The 19474-nt window shown below is 66.3% G+C and carries 8 protein-coding genes; 6 read left to right on the top strand and 2 right to left on the bottom strand.

Features of this window, described 5'->3' with window-relative positions:
• Window positions 1–77 precede the first annotated feature (77 nt).
• Entirely contained in the window at window positions 78–1070 is a 993-nt protein-coding gene (locus Q8O14_04265) for a hypothetical protein (protein ID MDP2359952.1), read from the top strand.
• A gap of 64 nt (window positions 1071–1134) precedes the next feature.
• Here Q8O14_04265 and Q8O14_04270 read toward each other — a convergent pair whose 3' ends face one another.
• The gene (locus Q8O14_04270; GenBank protein ID MDP2359953.1) at window positions 1135–2016 is read right to left on the bottom strand and encodes a T9SS type A sorting domain-containing protein; all 882 of its coding nucleotides are present in this window, start codon (window positions 2014–2016) and stop codon (window positions 1135–1137) included.
• Between the two features lie 257 nt (window positions 2017–2273).
• Entirely contained in the window at window positions 2274–3614 is a 1341-nt protein-coding gene (locus Q8O14_04275) for a hypothetical protein (GenBank protein MDP2359954.1), read from the bottom strand.
• A gap of 532 nt (window positions 3615–4146) precedes the next feature.
• On the opposite strand from Q8O14_04275, the gene Q8O14_04280 reads away from it, so the two are divergent.
• The 5 genes from Q8O14_04280 to Q8O14_04300 all read left to right on the top strand — a co-directional run bounded on the left by Q8O14_04280 (window position 4147) and on the right by Q8O14_04300 (window position 19467).
• On the top strand, window positions 4147–4848 hold the full coding sequence (locus tag Q8O14_04280) for a cohesin domain-containing protein (protein ID MDP2359955.1): 702 nt from the start codon (window positions 4147–4149) through the stop codon (window positions 4846–4848).
• A gap of 25 nt (window positions 4849–4873) precedes the next feature.
• Window positions 4874–6964 carry a T9SS type A sorting domain-containing protein gene (locus Q8O14_04285; protein MDP2359956.1) on the top strand — a complete coding sequence of 697 codons (2091 nt, stop codon included), beginning with the start codon at window positions 4874–4876 and terminating at the stop codon, window positions 6962–6964.
• 99 nt (window positions 6965–7063) lie between these two features.
• On the top strand, window positions 7064–10189 hold the full coding sequence (locus Q8O14_04290) for a T9SS type A sorting domain-containing protein (GenBank protein ID MDP2359957.1): 3126 nt from the start codon (window positions 7064–7066) through the stop codon (window positions 10187–10189).
• A 103-nt stretch (window positions 10190–10292) separates the two neighbouring features.
• A complete protein-coding gene (locus tag Q8O14_04295; GenBank protein ID MDP2359958.1) occupies window positions 10293–13928 on the top strand; it encodes a T9SS type A sorting domain-containing protein in 3636 nt (1211 codons plus the stop codon).
• 97 nt (window positions 13929–14025) lie between these two features.
• Window positions 14026–19467: a T9SS type A sorting domain-containing protein gene (locus Q8O14_04300; GenBank protein ID MDP2359959.1), complete on the top strand. Its 5442-nt coding sequence runs from the start codon at window positions 14026–14028 to the stop codon at window positions 19465–19467.
• Window positions 19468–19474 lie beyond the last annotated feature (7 nt).

Genomic DNA, 19474 nt, shown 5'->3' on the forward strand with positions numbered 1-19474 from the left:
ACCGCGGCAACCCGCCGGTCCTTCTTGCGTTGTTCTGGATGGATTTGGATCTTGGGTCAAGCCAGGAGGAACCACGTATGGAACTGGACCCTGCGACCCCTGCCCCGCTTCCATTGCCAGATCCCGCACCCGACCATGGACAAGAGCCTGCGCCCGCCTCCGCCGACCCGCCCAGCCAGGCCTGGATCCGCGCCGGCTTCGTGGCGGGCGGCCTCTTCTACCTGCTGGGCGCGTGCCTGTTGGCGGCCCTGGCCATGATGCTGCTACGCCTGCCGGAATCGGCCACCATGCCCTTCGCCCGCTCGGCGGTCTGGATCCTCCTCTCCTATGTTCTGGCCCTTCTGGCGCTGGGCGTGGGCAGCCTGGCCGGCCGCCGCTGGGCGCGGGATCTCCTCGCCGTTGTCAGCGGCGTCATCTGCGTCAGTGGCGTGCTGGCCGGCGGCCTCATCCTGGCCCAGCCCATGCCCTCCGGCCTGCCCGATGTGCGCCTGTTCTCGGCAGGGGGGGTGGCCCTGATCCTGGGCGTGGTGCCCGGTCTGCTCTGGGCCTTCTATGCCGGCCGCCGCAGCGGCGACTGGTCGGCGGCCCGCCACCGGCGGCCGACCTGGACCATGCGCCACACTCTTCCTGAGCTGGCCCTCCTCATCGGCTTCGGCATCGGCGGGTTGTACAATGCCGTCTCCCTGGGATCACCCGCCTTCATGCAGTTCGCTCGCTTGAGCTGGTCAGGTCCATTGCCTTGGCCGCTCTGGACCGCGCTCAGCGCCGCGGCGGCCCTGCTGCTGGCCTGGGCCTGGTGGACCCGCCAAGCCTGGGCCTGGCGGGCCAGCCTTCTCTACGTGCTGGTCCTCTTCCCGGCCAACTCGTTCTTCGTCCAGATGCCGGAGGCGACGGAGTACCTGCGCAGCGTGGGCCACAGCGACGCCGCCGTCGGTCGCCTGCTGGCGGAGGACTACACCCTGCCCGACTTCCGCTGGCAGGGCTTGGCTGTTCTCCTGCTGGCCCATCTCGCGCTGCTGGCCTGGGTCCGCTGGCGCCGGCCGCAGGCGCGGAGCGAAGCGCCGGCCTGACCACCACATGAAAGAGGGGAGGCGGGCCGCGCCCGCCTCCCTCTTCGATGGCTGTCTGCGAAGACTACTTGACCAGGAGCAGCTTCTGCGTGGAGACCGCTCCCCCGGCGCGCAGCACGGCCAGGTAGGCGCCCGAGGGCAGGTTGCCCGCCTGGAAGCGCAGCTCCTGGGTGCCGGCGGCGACCAGGCCGTTCAGCAGGGTGGCCACTTCACGCCCGGACAGGTCGTAGACCTTGAGGCTGGCCGGACCCGTCTCGGCCAGGGTGATGGTCAGCACCGTCTCCGGATTGAAGGGGTTGGGATAGGCGGCGCCCAGGACGACGGCGCCCGGCAGCTCCTCCGCGCCCACCACACCCCCCGGCTCGCACTGGATGCTGAGCGACAGCATGTCCTCGTTGCGGCCAGTGGAGGAGGTGAAGTCATCATCAGGGCCGAGCACGACCAGGTGCGCCTCCAGGGCGGGATAGACGCCCTCTTCCAGATGGGCGCAGGCCTCATATCCCACCACGGGGGTGAGCGGATCACCCGCCGTCTCGTGGACCCAGGCGAAACTGTGCGCGAGGGTCCCGCCCTCGTTCCAACCATTGACGAGCAGATCGTTGGCGAGCCCCACGCCATAGAGCTTGACCCAGGCCTCGCTGGGGTCCGGCACCACCACCCGCCCGTCACCCGCCACATCCAGCACCAGGATGCAGAGGGTGCCGGTGCTGCAGTCGTAGCGCAGGTAGAGTTTCGATAGCACGGCATAGCCCGGCCAGTTGGGGTTGGCGTTGCCGGAGTTGTACATGTCGGCGGCGAAGTCGGTGGCCAGGTTCCAGTCGGCGGGGTTGCCGTCGACCGTGATGCCCGCCCCGAGGGCCGGCGTGGTGGCTTCGGACTGTGTCGCCAGGATGGCCAGGGCGCCCGGCAGGATCAGGCAGGCCAAGGCGGAGTGCTTCCAGTTCATGGGGTTCCCTATACATTTAATGAATGTTTGTCGTCAGGTTCGGGCACAATCACCCCTGCGTTTAGCAAGCCGCATGCCAGAATTTTGTTAGGCACGCCAATCATTGATTTTCATGCACTTAGCGTGCATCGCCCAGCTTGCAACCAATCCGTTTTCCGACGGATGTGCCCGATATTGCACACATTCCTGGTGACGCATTGGCCATCTTCATACACTTGAAGTCGAGAAGGAGGTGGAGGCGCGGGAGGAGCGAAACGTCAACGAAGCAGGAGGAGGGGCCGGACCGTGCGACGTTCCCCCGCGTCGAGCACGGCGAGGTAGAGTCCGCTGGCGAGCCGTCCTTCCGCGATGAAGGTGAGGTGGTGGGAGCCGGCGGGCAGATCCGCCTCAAGCAGCAGGGCCACGCGCTCCCCCGCCAGGTTGTGGATGGAAAGGGTGGCGGGACCGGCCACAGGCAAGGTCCAGCGCAGCAGGGTGCCCGGATTGAAGGGGTTGGGCTGGGCCGGGGCCAACCAGGGGCCGGCCGGCCGCTGGGGGAGGACGCGGCCATCCACCGAGACGCCATCGCAGTCCACGGCGAAGGCCCCGGCCACGCCGCAGGCCGTGCTCCAGGCGGGGGAGCCCGGCGAGAGACGCAGGTCCCCCTCCCCCAAGTCGCAGAAGAGGGGATTCTGGAGAAGGTTGCCGCCCAGATCCAGGCCGCACAGGTCCTCCCCGCCCGCGTTGCCGTGCAGCACGTTGCAGCCCAGGCGCGGTGCGGCCTGGTTGCACCAGAAGGCGCCTCCCGTGCTGGAGAAAGCGACGACACAGGCCTCGACCAGGGGCGTGCCCTGCAGGAAGTAGAAGCCGGCGCCTGCCTCCGCCCCGTTGGCGGCCAGGCTGTTGCGCTGGAAGATGACGGGGGATTCCCCTTCCCAGCGGCAACTGACGGCGCCGCCGAAGCGGGCCGAGTTGGCCAGGAAGACGTTGCCCCGCACCGTGGCGGCCGCCGCCTCGAGGGAGAGCCCGCCACCAAATCCGGCGCCCTGGGCCTGGTTGGCCACGAAGCGGTTGTTTTCCAGCAGCGGCGCCCCGCCCAGGGCATGGACACCCCCGCCCAGCTCCGCCGTGTTCAGCTCGATGACGTTGTCCAGCAGGCGGGCCGCGCCGCCGTTCAGGCAGACGCCGCCGCCCAGCACGGCGCTGTTGCCGCGGATGATGTTGCCGCGGATGAGGGGCGAGGCGTTCACGATGCGGATGGCGCCGCCGCAGACGCCACCCTCCGCCGGGGACGATCCGCTGCTGAGGGTGAAGCCCTCCAGTTCGGCGCCCGGCCCCTCGCCGCCGACAAAGCGCACGATGGCCCCCGGCCCGCCCGGCAGGATGGCCGTCTGGGTGGCTCCGGCCATGCTTGCCACGCGTACCTGCCGACCCAGGAAGTCCAGCGGCCCGGCATGCTGGCCGGGCGCGGCCAGCACGGTGTCGCCGTCCTGGCTGGCCAGCAGGGCCTCCTGCAGGGTGGGCCAGTCGCCCGGCACCTGCCAGGTGACGGCCCAGGCGGATGACAACAGCAGGGCCATGCTGAAGATGTGAGGCGAAAGCAGACGACCGATGGACATGTGGCACTCCAGCCTGGCTGCGGGGAAAAGCGCGGCTCAAAATAGGAAGTGCGCGTGACGGCGGGCACAAGCTCGGTGTGAGCTCGTCTGACCGATATGTTCAAATCCCAACAGGCAGGACCTCCCCTGCCATGTGACGCTCCGGCCGGGCCAAGTGATTGACGACAATTTATTTCCATGACAATCTGCGCCGCTTCGACCCCTCCGCCTCCAGCCATGCGACCCGATCTTGAACAGTTTGGAACGGTTCATTTTGTGAAACGCAGACGGGAACCCACTCCAAGTACCTGTTTTTCCTGAAACAGGGCAGTGCACCTGCCTGCTGGCATGATGCTTGCGTCCAACCCTGCACGCTCGTCCCGCTCTCCGGCTTGCCTCCAACAAGCTGCCGATCGGGTTCCGCGCCAAAGCCCCCCCCACGATCACACGCGCACCGGCGCCACGGCACCGGTTCGGGCAGTCGGCCGCTTGTGGCCGTCCATCGCGTTTGCGGCAGTCGACCTACACCCCCCGCAGCTTCAGGGAGCCCCACATGCGTACATACCAACGGCTCTTGCCGTGCCTGCCGGTGCTGTTTCTTCTGGCATCGGCGGCATGGGGCCAGGCCCTCGTCCGTCTGGTCCTGCCCCCCTGCGCCGAACCGGCCGGCACCGTCTGGCTGGACGTGCGCGTGGAGCTGGAGCCCGGCCAGACCTTCAAGTCCTATGACATCCGCATTCCTTTCGACCCGGCCCAGGTCACCCTGCAGCGCAACCAGATCCAGCAGGGCAGCTGGTTCACCGCGGGGGGACCCACCTTCTTCTGGCACGACATCATCGGCAACGAACTCTACGTCAACGGCGCCATCCTGGGGCCGGGCCTGCATGTGACAGGCAGTGGCGTCGTCTTCCGCCTGCCCGTGCTGCTGGCCGTGCCCGGCGTGGTGGACCTGCAGGCCACCACCCACCTCCTCTTCGACGTGAACGCCCAGCTCCTGCCCTCCTTCAGCATCCCGGCGGCCCTCCAGGCCCCCTGCACCTCCTTCAACCTGCGCATCCACTACGAGGAGGAGGGACAACAGGTCCTGCTCGAATGGGATCCCCAGGGCTGGACCCAGAGCTACCGCGTCTACGGCCGCGACTCGTGGAGCCTCCCCTGGCAGTTGCTGGGCGGCACGGTCGCCACCAATTGGCCCGAGCCCCTGCCCGGCCTGCGCCGCTTCTACCAGGTACGCGCCCAGTTCGTCGGCCAGTGACCCCGCAACCGGAAGGGAGTCCCGCATGACCACCCGCCCTGCCTTGTCCCTCTGTTTCGGGAATGCGGCCCTGGCCGCCACCCTGCTGTTGGCCGCCACTGCCGGCGCCGAGGGCGAGCGCGCCGCCTACCGCGCCTTCCTGGGGCCGGATGCCACCCTGGGCCTCTGGTCGGTGTGGGAGGTGGCCCAGAACAGGTACCTCCTCACCCTGAGCCTGGAGCCGGACGAGGCCTCGCCCCCGCTGCGCCTTTTCAATGCGGAGATCGCCTGGGACGCCCTCAAGCTGGTCCCGGCCGGCCCGCCCCAGCCGGGCACCCTCTTCGAGGGCCAGCCCGAGCAGTGGTTCGGCCACTACGACACGGGCGCCCGGCGCACCGTCACCTGGACCCTGCTGGGGGACGTGGTCGGCGTGGCGCCCGCCGGACCGGCCCTCCTCTTCAGCCAGCTCTTCCACGCCGTCGATCCCGCCGGCGGCGCGGCCCTGATCGACCTGGTCTCGCTGACACTGCGGGACCCGGACAACCTGCCCATCAGCGTGGCGGCCGAGGACGAGGTGCTGCTCACCCTCGACGTGACACCGCCCCAGGATTACCTCTTCGACATCGTCGCCCTTCTCCCCTCCGGCAATCAGCTGTGGACCGCCCAGACCCTGGTCGCCAGCTCCCTGGCCCCCGGGGACGGCAGCCTGGCCGGCCTGCTGCTGAACGAATCGCCCGCCCTGCCGGCCAACAGCGATCCCGCCTGGCAGGCGCCGCCCGCCCCCGCCACCTTCACCCTGTCCAGCGGCGACGGGCTGAAGACGGTGCGCGCCTGGCTGCGCGACGAGTACGGCAACCGCCTGGCGCTGGCGGACGACATCACCCTGGACACGCAGGCTCCCTTGTATCACGTGACCCAGCTGGACGCCCGGCCCCGCCACGAGGGCTGCCTCGTCACGTGGAACAACCCGGTCGCCCCCGACTTCGACCGTGTGCGCCTCTACCGGCGGGGCTGGTCGGACGACGGCGTGCCGCGCTACCCGGAGTACGACGACATCGACCCCATGAGCCCCTACCCCGAATCGGAGGCGGCCGCCCTGGCGGCGGGCTTCGCCCTGGCCTATGAAGGCGGCGGCCAGTCCTGGCTGGACCCCGTCGTGCCGCGGGACGTCTACCGCTACGTGGCCTTCTGCCTGGACCATGCCGGCAACGTGGGTCCAGGCCACGCCAGCGCCCGCGACCGCAGCACCAACTACATCCTGGGCGACACCTGGGTGGCCTGGGACGGCACCGTCTTCGTGCGGGACCTGGTGCGCCTCGCCGGCGGCTACGCCACGGCGGAGGGGGATCTCCTCTACGATGCGCACCTGGATTATGGCCCCACCGACGACCATCGCCGCGACGGCATCCCCCTCACCGACAACCTGGTGGGCTTCGATGACCTCATGATCTTCGCCATGAACTACGGTCCCTTCGGCCCGGTCCTGGCGATGGCGGGCGCCCCGGACAAGGATCCGGCGCTCCGCGGCGCGGACGGCGGAGCGGAACTGGCGCTGTGCTGGACGGGATCCCGCCTGGCCCTGGCCCTGGCGGGTGAGGCGGACTGGCTGGGCCTGCATCTGCTCCTGGAATGGGACGCGTCAGGGGCCGCCCCCACCGTGGAGGCTGGCGGCGAGGCGCGCATCGTGCAAGGCGGGGCCGGCCGGCTCCTGCTCGACCGCATCCTGCTCCCGGGAGAGGATCCGGCCGCCCTCCTGGCCGAGCTGGACTTCGGCCCCGCCGGTCCGCCCGCCGGCCTGCGCGTGGCGGAACTGGAGTTGCGCGACGGGGCCAACGCCCCCCTGACCGTGCGCGGTGGCGGCGGCCCCCGCCCGTCGACCCTCGCATTCCAGGGCGCCTGCCCCAATCCCTTCAACCCGGAGACCCTCCTCCGCTTCACGCTGCCCGCGGCGGCGCCGGTGGAGATCACTGTCTACAACGCCCTGGGTCAACTGGTGCGCCGCCTGGAGCCGGGCGAACTGGCCGCCGGCGCCCACGCCCTGCGCTTGTCCGGCGAAGGACTGGCCAGCGGCGTCTACCTGCTGGAGCTGCGGGCCGGCGCCGAGACGCGCCGGCAGCGGGCCCTGCTGCTCCGCTGACACATGACACACGCAAGCGACGGATTCACATCACCCACGGGACCCGGCCACGCTTTCACCCCATGCGCCGCCGGATCCGAAACCAGAGAGGGACCCATTATGAGTCGACAGCTTCTGACCCTGGGAGTGCTGCTCGGCCTGGCCGGCTCGGCCGGCTGGGCGGCCCCGCAACCGGCCATCCCCTTCGACGGGAGCATGCCGATGACCGTCACGGCCAAGGGCGCAGCCCCGGCCATCGACGCCTTCGGTGATCCGGGCGATTTCGGCGCCGCGGCTGCCGCTGCTGTGGACTACATCCTCGCGATGCAGGCCGACATCACCGAAGACAATGCCGGCAATGGCGATCCGGACGGCGACCCCGACGACGGGGGCTGGGACTGGTATCAGACCGATTTCTTCCACTCGTCCGCGATCAGCGCCCGCAATCTCTATGGCGTGACCGCCAACGGCATCTTGCGCAGCTACCTGAATGACCCTCGCCCGGAGTGGTTCACGGCCATGCAGGACGCCGCCGACGGCATGGTGGCCCGCGGGCCAGCCGACGTGCGGAGCGGCCCGGACGTCTGCTTCCTGGTCGATTTCGCCGCCCTTCCCGGCGTGGCCAACCCGGCCACCTACCAGGCTGCCGCCGTGGCCATCTGGAACTGGCGGATGGCGACCCACGGCAGCCCGACCGGGCTGGCCGAGGCCATTCGCAACCATCACGCCGGTTATGGCTACACCAACGGCGTCATCCCCTGGGACGTCGCCCCCTGGGTCAAGGCCGCCATGAAGCTGGACGGCCTTTATCCCATGGCCGGTTATGATGTGGCGGCGGCCCAGATTGCGCAAGTCCTATGGCAGGACAGCTTCGACGGAGCGCCTGGATACTACGAGCCCTTTGGCGACAATCAGGGCTATGATCCCAGCTGGGCCAACGTCGACTTCTACTACTACGCCTTGGGCCTGACCGGCTTGATCGACGCCTTCTGCGCCAGCGGCACCCACCTGGATGAACTGCCGGCCCTGGAGACGGCCCTGCTGGACTGCCAGTACCCCGGTGGCGCCTTCAGCCATCAATGGGGCGCCCAGGGCGACGACGAGGACTGGCAGACCACGGGCTATGCGCTGGGCAGCCTGGCAAGCTGCCTGTCCGGCAACGAGGCGGCCATCAACGCCGGCAGCTACTGGCTGGCGGGTGAGCAACACTCGTCCGGCGCCTTCGTCTATGACGACGACACCCACTATCCGCACATCGCCGGCGAGTGCGCGGCCGGCATGAGCTGGTCCCTGCCCTACACCGTGACCCAGACCCCGGCCTGGCAGCACATCGCCGAGAACGACGACCCGCCCTACGTGGATGAGGCGATCGTCCACTATGCGCTGGAGGGCGGCGCCGAGCCTTTCCGCTCGGTGACGGTCTTCATCGCCTACGACGACGCCGTGCTGACTCCCGTCGCCCTCACCTTCGACCCGCTCTGGGTGCCCGACTACGCCTCGATCATGTACAACCTGGGCACCAACCCCATCGAGGCGACGCTGGCCATCCTGGGACCCACCGGCGGCATCACCGGCCCGCTGGACCTCTTCGACCTCCACTTCGACGGCATCAGCGACGGCGTGGACGACATCGCCACCCTGGTCCACATCAGCCAGGTGGTGATGCGCAGCCCGGTCAACCAGCCCATCTACGCCGCCGGCGGCGACGACGCCATCATCGTGGTGGACGACCTGGCGCCGACTCTGGTTGTGAGCCACCCGACGGAGGACTGCCTCAACGCCGGCTTCTGGGTGACCCTGGACGCCGAAGACAACGTCAACCTGAACCGCATCGACTACGAGTTCAACAACGACGGCATCAAGCACCCGGCGGTCCCCCCGGACTTCCCGGCGGACAGTTTCTTCGACGTCTTCTTCGTGGACATCTCCCTGCTGGGCGAGGGGGACCACACCATCAGCTGGGATGTCTGGGACGACGTGGGTTACTCCTTCACGACCGACACCTGGACCTTCCACAAGGACACACAGGCGCCCACCGGCCCGACCAATCTGCTCGCCATGCCCGGCGACCATGAGGTCCACCTGACCTGGACCGCCGGCTCCAACCTGGACACCTACGAGCTGTGGCGGGCCAAGCGCGGCAGCGACTACCCCTACCCGGGCGGCCGTCCCCCCGCCACCGCCACCCCCTGGCCCGCGGGCTACACCCTGGTGGATGACGACATCAATGCGGGGGCGACCAGCTTCTTCGACGTCTTCCCGGCCGACACCTACGCCGACCGCGGCATCTACGACTACCTGCTGGTCGCGGTGGACTGCGTCAACGCCCCCGCCCTCAGCAACCAGGCCTCCGCCACCAACTACTTCCTGGGCGACTGGGCGGACCCGGCCGGCTACAGCGAGCCCTATGACGGCTTCGTCTGCATCTACGACCTGAACTTCCTGGGCACCGAGTACGGCAACGCCTCCGCTCCCGCCAACGAGGAGATGGATGTGGCGCCCACCCATGACTGGAGCCGCTTCGGCCTGCCCGGCCCCGACGGCCTGCTCAACTTCGAGGACCTCATCGTCCTCGCCATGAACTACCGGGGCGGCTGCTCCACACCCCTGTTGCAGATCCGCCGCGAAGGCGACGCGGGTGGACGCGGCCTGGACGCCGCCGGCGCGCTGACCCTGGCCGGCCACGGCGCCGAGCGCCAGCTCCTGCTGGACGGCGCCCTGCTGGGCCTGACCGCCGACCTGGCGACGGACGCGGAGCTGCTGGCCGCGACCAGCACCCACGGCACGGTCCTCTTCTACCGCACGGCCACGGGCTGGACGGTGGACGTGGTGGGCCTGGCCGACCTGCTTTCCAGCGACACGGTGGTCAGCCTGCGCTTCGCCGAGGGCGCGCAAGTGAGCCTGGCCGGCGCCGAGGGCCGCGACGAGGCCAACCAGATCCTGCCCCTGGCGGGAGCGACGAACGCGCCGCCCGTGCAGCCCGCCGTCTTCGCGCTGGAGCAGAACCATCCCAACCCCTTCAACCCCACCACCACCATCCGCTACAGCCTGGCGGCGGATGGCGCGGCCCGCCTGGCCATCTACAACAGCCTGGGCCAGCAGGTGGTCCTCTTGCAGGACGGCCCCCAGAGCGCCGGCGTCCATGAGCTGAGCTTCGACGGCTCGGCCCTGGCCAGCGGCCTCTACATCTACCGCCTCGAGGCCGATGGCCGCGTGGCGCAGCAGAAGATGATCCTGGTGAAGTGAACGAGCGAGGGACCGGCCGGCGCCGCGCGGCGCCGGCCGGTTGTGTCACCGCGCGGCGCGCATCTGCCACGAGAACGCCGCGCAACAACGGGAGAACATGATCATGAGAAAGTCCATGGCATTGGGCGTGCTGGCCCTGGTCCTCGCCCAGGGGGCGTTGGCCGCGACCATCAACGTGCCGGCAGACCAGCCCACGATCCCGGCCGCCTTCACTGTGGCAGGCGCCGGGGACGTGATCAACGTAGCCGCCGGTACGTACGTCCTGCCGTCAGTCGTCGCCTTCAATGTGCCCAATCTCACCCTGCAGGGGGCCGGCACCGCCACGACGATCCAGGTCTCCGGCACGGGCGATCGTATCCAGGTCTATGCCGCCGGCGCCACGATCCAGGATTTGCAAATCGAGAAAACGGACAAGACCGGCGAGCAGAACATCATCCGTGTCGCCGCCTCCGACTTCACGCTCCAGAACACGGAAATCTGGGGCCAATTCGTCATCGGCGACGGCGAGGTCAGCCGCGCCATGGTCTTCAATGCGGGAGGCAACTCCGGCATCCTGATCACTGGAAACACCTTCCGCGACCTGCGGCAACCCGCTTACATCAGCGGCACGCACACGGGCCTCATCTCCAACAACCACACCTACAACACCAAAGGCTGGGTGCTGGAAGGCGGCAACCTCACCTTCACGAGCAATACCTGGGGCCTGGGCGTCCAGGCCAACGTCTACGACGTCGCCATCCTCAGCAACGTTGGTCCTCTCTATTACACCGACATCGTGGCCATGGCCAACGCCAACAACGAGGCGGTGATCGAGGACCAGCGCGTCTCGCCGGCGGTTCTCTCCGTCGTCTATGTCGACGCCACCACCTCCTATGGCAGCGACCTGGGCGGCCGTTACCATCCCTACAGCACCATCACGCCGGCCCTGGCCCGCGTCGTCGGCGGCGGAACGGTCCACGTGGCAGCGGGCAGTTACATCGAGCCCGGACAACTGGCTGTGACGAAGAACATGACAGTCCTGGGCGCCTCGGCCGCCACAACCCTGGTCAAGCCCGGTACGGGTACCACCAACGGCGGCAACGTCCAGAGCGAAGCCTTCATTTATGTCGCCTCCGGGGTGACGGCCACCCTGCAGAACCTGGGCGTGGACTGCCTGGGCCAGACGGTCCACCACGCAGTCCAGACCCGCGGCAACCTGACTGTGATGGACTGCGCGATCCAGAACGTGCGCCACGGCCTGTACTACGGGCGCGGCGTCGTCTGCTACAAGGGCACGAGCCTGATCAAGAACACGACCTTCGCCAACATCGAGCGCATCGGCGTGCACGTCCGCGGCAACGTGGAGACCCCCAACCCGGTCGTCACCGTTGAAAACTGCACCTACACGGGCAAGGGCTCCGGCGACTGGCTGGACTACGGTGTGGAGTTCGGCGGTGGTGGCGGCGGCACCGTGACCGGCTGCACCATCACGAACTGCCTGGGTGTGGCCTCCACCGACGGCTCCACCTCGGCCGGCGTGCTGGTGACGGACTACTGGGGAACGGGCACCAGCGCCGCGATCTCCAGTTCCACCATCAACGGAAACACCACCGGCGTAGCCGTCGGGTACAATGCCACCGATGCTTCCGTTTGTTCGATCCACGCCTGCGACCTTTCCGGCAATGCTTACGGCGTCGAGGACACCTCGCCGCTGGGCACGACGGATGCCACCGGCAACTGGTGGGGCGATGCCACCGGCCCGCACCATGCGACCTTGAACCCGGGCGGTCTGGGTGTGGAAGTGAGCGACCATGTCCTCTTCGACCCCTGGCTGTCCGGCGCCACCATCGACCAGCGCGTCACGGCGGATTGGATCGCCCTGGACGCCCCGGGCAGCCCGCTGACCACGGACCTGACCGTGGCCTGCCTGCCCTCCGCCACCTGGCGCGGCGTCAACGTCAGTCTGAGCTACAACGAGGACCTGCTGGACCGGACCGCCTTCACCTTCAACTTCAGCCATCCCGACGGTCCGCTGATGTACTGGACCTCGTCCACGTCGGGCAGCTTCACCACCATCGACGTCTCCATCGCCATCCCCGGCGTCACCGCCGGGCAGACGACCCCGGCGGACCTCTTCACCATCACTTTCGACGGCGCGGCCGCAGGCCTGGCGACGATCCAGCTGAACTCCGCGCTGCTGCGCAACCTGAGCAACCAGCCCATCACGCCGATCACGCTGGATGGCGTCGAGACGGTCACCATCGACGGCGGCCTGCCCATCATGACCATCGTCGAGGGCACCGGCCCGGGCCACGAGTGCCTCAATACGAGCCACGTCTACTATGACTTGTCCGCCAGCGACGACATCGGCCTGGACAAGGTCGAGGTGCAGGTCAACGGCGGCGGCTGGAGCCCGGTGGCGACGGGCATTGGCGCCACCACCTGGAGCCTGGATGACTACGACGTCGCGGTCGGCACGGACGGCCTCTACACCGTCGAGTTCCGCGCCACCGACGGCGTGAACTACTCGGCGATCGCCACCGACCAGTTCATCCGCGACACGATGGCGCCTGACGCTCCGGCCGGCCTGGACGCGCGTCCGGCCTTCCACGCCTGCGACCTCTACTGGACGGCGGGCGGCGGCAGTCCCACCAGCTACACACTCTATTGGAAGAAGCGCCACGGCGTCGACCCGGACAACCAGTATCCCTATCCGGGCGGCTTGCCGGCGGCCTGGGATGGCCTGGGCGCCGGGGACGGCAGCACCACCGGCATCGCGCTGGGCGGGACCTACCACTTCGACACCGCCAACACCTTCGCGACGCGCGGCGTCTACGACTTCGTCCTGGCGGCGGTGGACTGCGCCGACAACGAGACGCGCAGCGCCGTGGCCAGCGCCACCAACTACTTCCTGGGCGATGTGGCAGGCGCTGGCGGCTACGATGGCGTGGTCCACACGGACGACTTGAACGTGCTGGCCCCCATCTATGGTACCACGCCCTCCACCAATCCCGAGATGGAGATGAACATCGGCCCCACGGACGACTGGTCGAGCTACGGTCTGCCCGCCACCGTCGAGAACACGGCGCTGGTGAATTTCGAGGACCTCATCATCTTCGCCATGAACTTCGGCCCCTCGGGTCCGCAGCTGCCCATCACGGCGGCAACGGGCACCGGTGAGCTGGCGCTGCGCATGCAGCCGGCCGATGAGGGCTACCACCTGGTGCTGTCCGGCCAGCTCAAGGGCTTCAGCGCCCGCATCGAGAGCAGCGACGCCCTGCTCGCTGCCACGGCGGACTTCCCCGTCTTCTTCTATCGCGACGGCGGGGCCTGGGTCGTGGACGCCGTCTCCCTGTCCGGCAACCTGGTGGACGGCAGCACGGTCGCCCTGCATTTCGCGGGCAAGACCACGCCGGTGCTGGCCGCCGTGGATGGCCGCGACGCGCGCAACCAGCCGCTGGATGTGGCGACGCTGGGGCTGGAGGCCCTGCTGCCCACCAGCTACGCGCTTGAGCAGAACTTCCCCAATCCCTTCAACCCCACCACCACCATCCGCTACGCGCTGCCCGAGGCCGCCGACCTGAGGCTGGTCCTCTTCAACGCGCTGGGACAGGAGGTGATGGTGCTGGCCAGCGGCTCCCGCGAGGCCGGCTTCCACGAGGCGCGGCTGGACGGCAGTGGCCTGGCCAGCGGCGTCTATGTCTACCGCCTCGAGGCGGGACGCTTCATGGACCAGAAGAAGCTGGTCCTCGTCAAGTAACACAGAGGAGGGTGGCCGGCCGGAGCCGTGGAGTTCCGGCCGGCCGCGTCACACACAGCGTGATTTCGATTACGCTGCAAACACCACTGGAGGATTCATGAACCGAGGGTGCAAAGCTTGCCTGGCCCTCATGACCGTCACCTTGGCTTTCTCAAGTGCCTTGGCGACGGATCGTCTCGTGCCAGTTCCTTACGCCACCATCCAAGCCGCGATCGATGACGCCGAGGACGGAGACGTGATCATGGTTGGACCCGGGCAGTACTACGAGACTGCCAGCAACAGAGGCGTCTTCGCAGAGACAGGCCCTTACCAGTTTGGACTGTACATCAACAAAGAAGTGACAATTGTGGGTGTGGACGACGATGGGGATCCCATCACCAATGCGGAAGACGTGGCAGCGGTGATCACCACCAACTCTACGGCGAATTTCGGTCCCTCCGGCATCTTCGTTCAGGCCAACAGCGTCACGCTGCAAGGTCTGGAGATCGGCGACAACATCGTCAACAATGTGGTGTCGAGTAACAAGACCATCGAAGTCGTCGGCGACGCCTTCACGATGACAGCCTGCAAGATCAATACCTCGGCAGACCAAGGCGCCTTCTACATGGGAGAGTGGGACGCCGCCCACGACATCATCCAGAGCTATCAGATCACCAACAATGTGTTCCACAACGCATTGGTTTCCATCAACAACGGCGCAGGCGACACGGGACTTCGCAGTGGCCGCATTGTCACGGGAAACGTGTTCACCGGCACGATCTATCCTTATGCCATGTGCTTCCGCGGATGGAACGGTGCCAACCCGGCGCAGGGTTGGATCCTTCATCCGGTTGGTGGCGCCATCATCACAGGCAATACCTTCGCCAACGCTACGGACCACTATTTCTGGGCCCGCGGCAACACCGGCGGCTATCTTAACGACGAGTTCGACTGGGAGGAGATCTGGACGAGCAACACCTTTGCCCATGGTGCGGTCACCTTGTCCGGTACGTTCAATCCACGCACTTTTTCTGATGCAGGCGGCTACCCTGAGAGCCGGGACATTGCTCCGCGCATCCAGGCGGCGATCGACATCGCCGCCAGCGGTGATGTGGTGCGGATTGGGGCTGGGACCTATGAGGAACAGCTCCACATCACCACAGACAACCTGATCATTCGAGGAGCTGGTGCGACAAGCACGACGGTTCTCTCGCCTGTTGATCTGGCCCTCGGTTACACCACATCGGCAGCAAACTATCCGATCGTCTTCATCGACGGATGCGATGGAACATTGATTGAGGGGTTGACCGTGGATGGTGACGGTCGGGGCAACTCCAACTATCGTTTCCAGGGTGTCGCCTTCTGGAACGCCAGCGGTGGTCTGACCGACGTACACGTTGTTGATGTCATGGACACACCCTTCAGCGGCGCACAGCACGGCGTTGGCGTATACGCATACAACAACACAGCCGGTCCCTACGAAGTGACGCTGACGGACGTGAATGTTTCAGGGTACCAGAAGGGCGGCATCGTCCTCAACGGCAACGGCAACCTCACGGCCAACGTCGTCGACTGCGAGGCAATCGGTGCCGGCGCCACCAATGTGACAGCACAGAACGGTATCCAGTTCTGGGGTACAACGTCTGGCACGATCGATGGCTGCAATGTCGCGGACAACATGTACACCGGCACCGGGTGGGCGGCTGCGTGCATCCTTATGATCTCGGCTGGCGACATTAACATCATGGATTCTCAGTTGACCAACGGCATGCCGGCCGTCTATTGCCAAGACACCAATGCCGATGCGACCGGCCTGACGATCATCAATTCCGATATTAACTCTGGCAACGGATTCTACGCGTCCGTCTTGAGTGGAATGTCCCTTCTGAACGATGGCGGGATGCATAGCGAGGCAGCGCCATCTCCATTCGGCGAGAGCAATGTAGCGGGTTCTGCTGCGCGTGGCGTCCTATCCGTTACGTTGGACGCCTGCGATTTCGGAGGCCAAGGCACCGGCTATGGCCTCTCCGCCTCGAGTTCGATCGCAATGGACCAGATCGACATCACGGCCGGAGCCTGTTCCATCCACGATTGGGGTTGGGGCGTGGTTGCCTACGGCTCTGGTGGCGAAATCGCCACACATCTCAATGACAACTCCTTCGCGGGAAATGACGGGTGGTACTATGCAGCCCCCGCCTTGACCAGCGTGCAGGATGCCCAATACAACTGGTGGGGATCGGTCGATCCAGATGATTTCGCCGCCGCTGTTATTGGTGATATCGACTTCTCTCCTTGGTTGGGCAGCGGCACAGACACAGAGCCTGGCACACCCGGTTTCCAGGGCGACTTCAGCACTCTGTGGGTCGGCCCCGGCAGCTCGATCCAGGACGCGATCAACATGGTCTCCGGCAGCACCGTCTACGTCCTGCCCGGCACCTATCCGGGCAGCCTGACCCTGCCCGCCAACCTGAATCTGGTCGCCACGGGCGGAGCGGCCTTGACGACCATCTCCGGCACCACCGACGTGGTTCTGAATGTCCAGGGCGACAACGTGACCGTGGATGGCTTCACCGTCACCAACCCGAATGGGCACTATGGCCTGACTGCGCAAGACAAGAACCTGCTGGCGGTGCGCAATTGCCACTTCAACGACATCGGTACAGGCACAACCAGTGCTTACGCCTACGGCATGACCATCGTCAGCAACGCCTCTGCCATCAATGGGATCACGGTCGAGGACAACGAGATCAGCATGGTGCATGGACACGCCAATGGCGGCGGCGGCGGAATCGCGGTAGGTTGGACGAACGCGACGTATGACGCGACCAATGTGGTGATCCAGCAAAATCACATCCATAACATCCGTAGCGCCGACAATCTCAAGGGTGCTTACGGCATCATCATGAACATGGGCGGCAGCTCGAATCCCATCTACACTGGTCGCTTGGTCAATCCACAGATCTTGAACAACACCATCCACGATCTGGAGGGCTTGTGGGCGCACGGCATAGGCTTGGAAGGCAACACCCCGGGTGCCATCGTCACAGGCAACGCGATCTATGATCTGGTGGACCACAAGGCAGAGCATGATGCTGTGGCGATCATGGTCGAATCCAATGATGACGCCGATGACCTCAACATCCACAACAACCAATTCTACGACACATACTGGGGCGTGGTGAACATCAGCGGCCCGGTCATGGTCAACGCCTCCGACAATTGGTGGGGATCTCCCAGCGGCCCCTACCACCCGACGCTGAACGTTGATGGGACGGGCGTCCGCGTGACGGACTACGTCACCTTCGAGCCCTGGATGACCAACACGGGTGACCCCGTTGTCACGATCTACCAGGCCCTTGACAACAGCCTGATCAGCGTGAACGACAACGGCGCACCCTATCCGGCGACGACAACCCTGCGGCTGAGCACGGGCGCGTCGAGTACCGCTTGGCGGGGCGTGAGCATCGAAGTAGTCTTCGATCCTTCTGTCCTGACCTTGCAGAGTTACACCGTATTGTTGACTGAGGCCGGCACCTTCGGCCAGGTCATCTCGCCATCGGCCGGCCACCTGCTGGCAGACTTCAGCATCCTGGGCGGCACGCGATATGCGGCAGCGGACCTCTTCGACCTGGTCTTCAACGCCACCAGCCAGCCTGAAGCTCCCTTCACGACCAGTTTCCACCTCCGTGAAACGACCTTGGTGCGCGACTTCAACAACCAGCCCTTGGAGTTCACCCTTGACACGGACGAGATCCTCACTATCGACGGCACAGTGCCCTCCACATTCACGCAGGATCCGACGCTGAGCGCAAGTTACGTGACGGCGGATCCCACCTGGACCTTGCACGGTGTGGACAGCCACCTGCTGGGCCACGTGGAGCATCGCGTGGACAGCGGGATCTGGACCCTGCAGGGCCCGGCCAGCGTGGATGACGACGACTACACCTGGTCCGTCGACGCCTTTGGCCTGGCGGACGGCTACCACACGGTGGATTTCCGCCTCTTCGACAAGGCGGGGAACCAGCATCCGACGGTCCTGGCCAATACCTTTTATCTGGACACGACCGTCCCCACGATCTTCGAGATCACCGATGGCCCGGCGCACAACGCCTGCCTGGCTGAGAGTCCATCCTGGACGCTGCACGCCGAGGACGACGTGATGCTGGGAACGATTCTTGCGCAGGTCGACGGCGGCGGTTACAGCACTGTCGTCACGGTCACGCCGGACAGCCCCACTTGGAGCGGAGTAGTTGGTCCCTTTGTGCTTGCCGATGGCATGCACACGGTGGAGTTCCAGCTCTACGACAAGGCTGGCTTCGTACATCCTTCTACCCTGACCAGCACTTTCATCTTGGACACGGCCCTGCCCCAGCCGGCGACAGCCCTGGATCTGGATCCGGGCCATGGGACCGTGCGGTTGGACTGGGCAGTGGCCAGCGGCCACGATGGCTACAAGATTTACCGGGCCCTGCGTCCTGGTTATCCTTACCTGGGAGCAGGCGTCACGACGCCGAAGGTTTATGGCGTCGATCCTTTCATGTTGATTGCGACCATCACCGATCCCAGTGCCACGGGTTACGACGACATTTATTGGGGCGGAGACTACGCGGTCAGCCGCGGCATTTACGACTACGCCGTGGTGGCCTACGATTGCGCCCATGGCGAAGCAGCGGCTGTGAGCGGCGCCGCCACCAACTACTTCCTGGGCGACTGGGCGAAACAGGCGACCCCGATCATTCCCGACGACTACGATGGGAAAGTCTTCTCCGCGGACATGACCGAACTGGCTGGATCCTACGGCACAACCAGTGGCCACCCGGCTTTCGATCCCGAGCACAACGTCGCGCCGACTTCAGGTTATTCGAACTACGGCCTGCCCCAACCGGACAGCCGCATCAACTTCGAGGACCTGATGATCTTCTCGATGAACTATGGCGAGGGCGGTCCCCAACTGGACTTCGACAGCCGCATTGCTGGCGGACCAGCCGAGCTGGTGCTGCGAACGGCGTCAAGCGGCCACGAGCTGACCCTGAGCGGCAGCGTCAAGGGCTTCAGTGCCCAAATCACCTGTCCGGGTACGCTGTTGTCGGCAACGGCCTCCTTCCCAGTCTTCTTCTACCGCGACGGCGGCGAGTGGGTCGTGGACGCCGTCTCCCTTAATGGCCAGATACCTGCCGGAAGCCAGATCCACCTTAGCTTTGGCGAGGGGAGTAATCCTGAGTTGGTTTCTGCCGAGGGTCGAAACAGCCACAACCAGACGGTGGCGCTGAGCGTCGTCAACGGCGAGGCCCTGCCGACCGCCTACGCTCTCTCGCAGAATTTCCCCAATCCCTTCAACCCCACCACCACCATCCGCTACGCGCTGCCCGAGGCCGCCGACGTGAGGCTGGTCCTCTTCAACGCGCTGGGACAGGAGGTGATGGTGCTGGCCAGCGGCTCCCGCGAGGCCGGCTTCCACGAGGCGCGGCTGGACGGCAGTGGCCTGGCCAGCGGCGTCTACGTCTACCGCCTCGAGGCGGGACGCTTCATGGACCAGAAGAAGCTGGTCCTCGTCAAGTAAAGGTTCA

It is taken from the genome of bacterium, assembly GCA_030685015.1.
Lineage (GTDB): Bacteria > CAIWAD01 > CAIWAD01 > CAIWAD01 > CAIWAD01 > CAIWAD01.

Excerpts from the sequence above, each read along its gene's own strand:
- Q8O14_04290 (MDP2359957.1), top strand. The coding sequence starts at position 7,064 with ATGAGTCGACAGCTTCTGACCCTGGGAGTGCTGCTCGGCCTGGCCGGC.
- Q8O14_04275 (MDP2359954.1), bottom strand. The coding sequence starts at position 3,614 with ATGTCCATCGGTCGTCTGCTTTCGCCTCACATCTTCAGCATGGCCCTG.
- Q8O14_04265 (MDP2359952.1), top strand. The coding sequence starts at position 78 with ATGGAACTGGACCCTGCGACCCCTGCCCCGCTTCCATTGCCAGATCCC.
- Q8O14_04285 (MDP2359956.1), top strand. The coding sequence starts at position 4,874 with ATGACCACCCGCCCTGCCTTGTCCCTCTGTTTCGGGAATGCGGCCCTG.
- Q8O14_04280 (MDP2359955.1), top strand. The coding sequence starts at position 4,147 with ATGCGTACATACCAACGGCTCTTGCCGTGCCTGCCGGTGCTGTTTCTT.
- Q8O14_04270 (MDP2359953.1), bottom strand. The coding sequence starts at position 2,016 with ATGAACTGGAAGCACTCCGCCTTGGCCTGCCTGATCCTGCCGGGCGCC.
- Q8O14_04300 (MDP2359959.1), top strand. The coding sequence starts at position 14,026 with ATGAACCGAGGGTGCAAAGCTTGCCTGGCCCTCATGACCGTCACCTTG.
- Q8O14_04295 (MDP2359958.1), top strand. The coding sequence starts at position 10,293 with ATGAGAAAGTCCATGGCATTGGGCGTGCTGGCCCTGGTCCTCGCCCAG.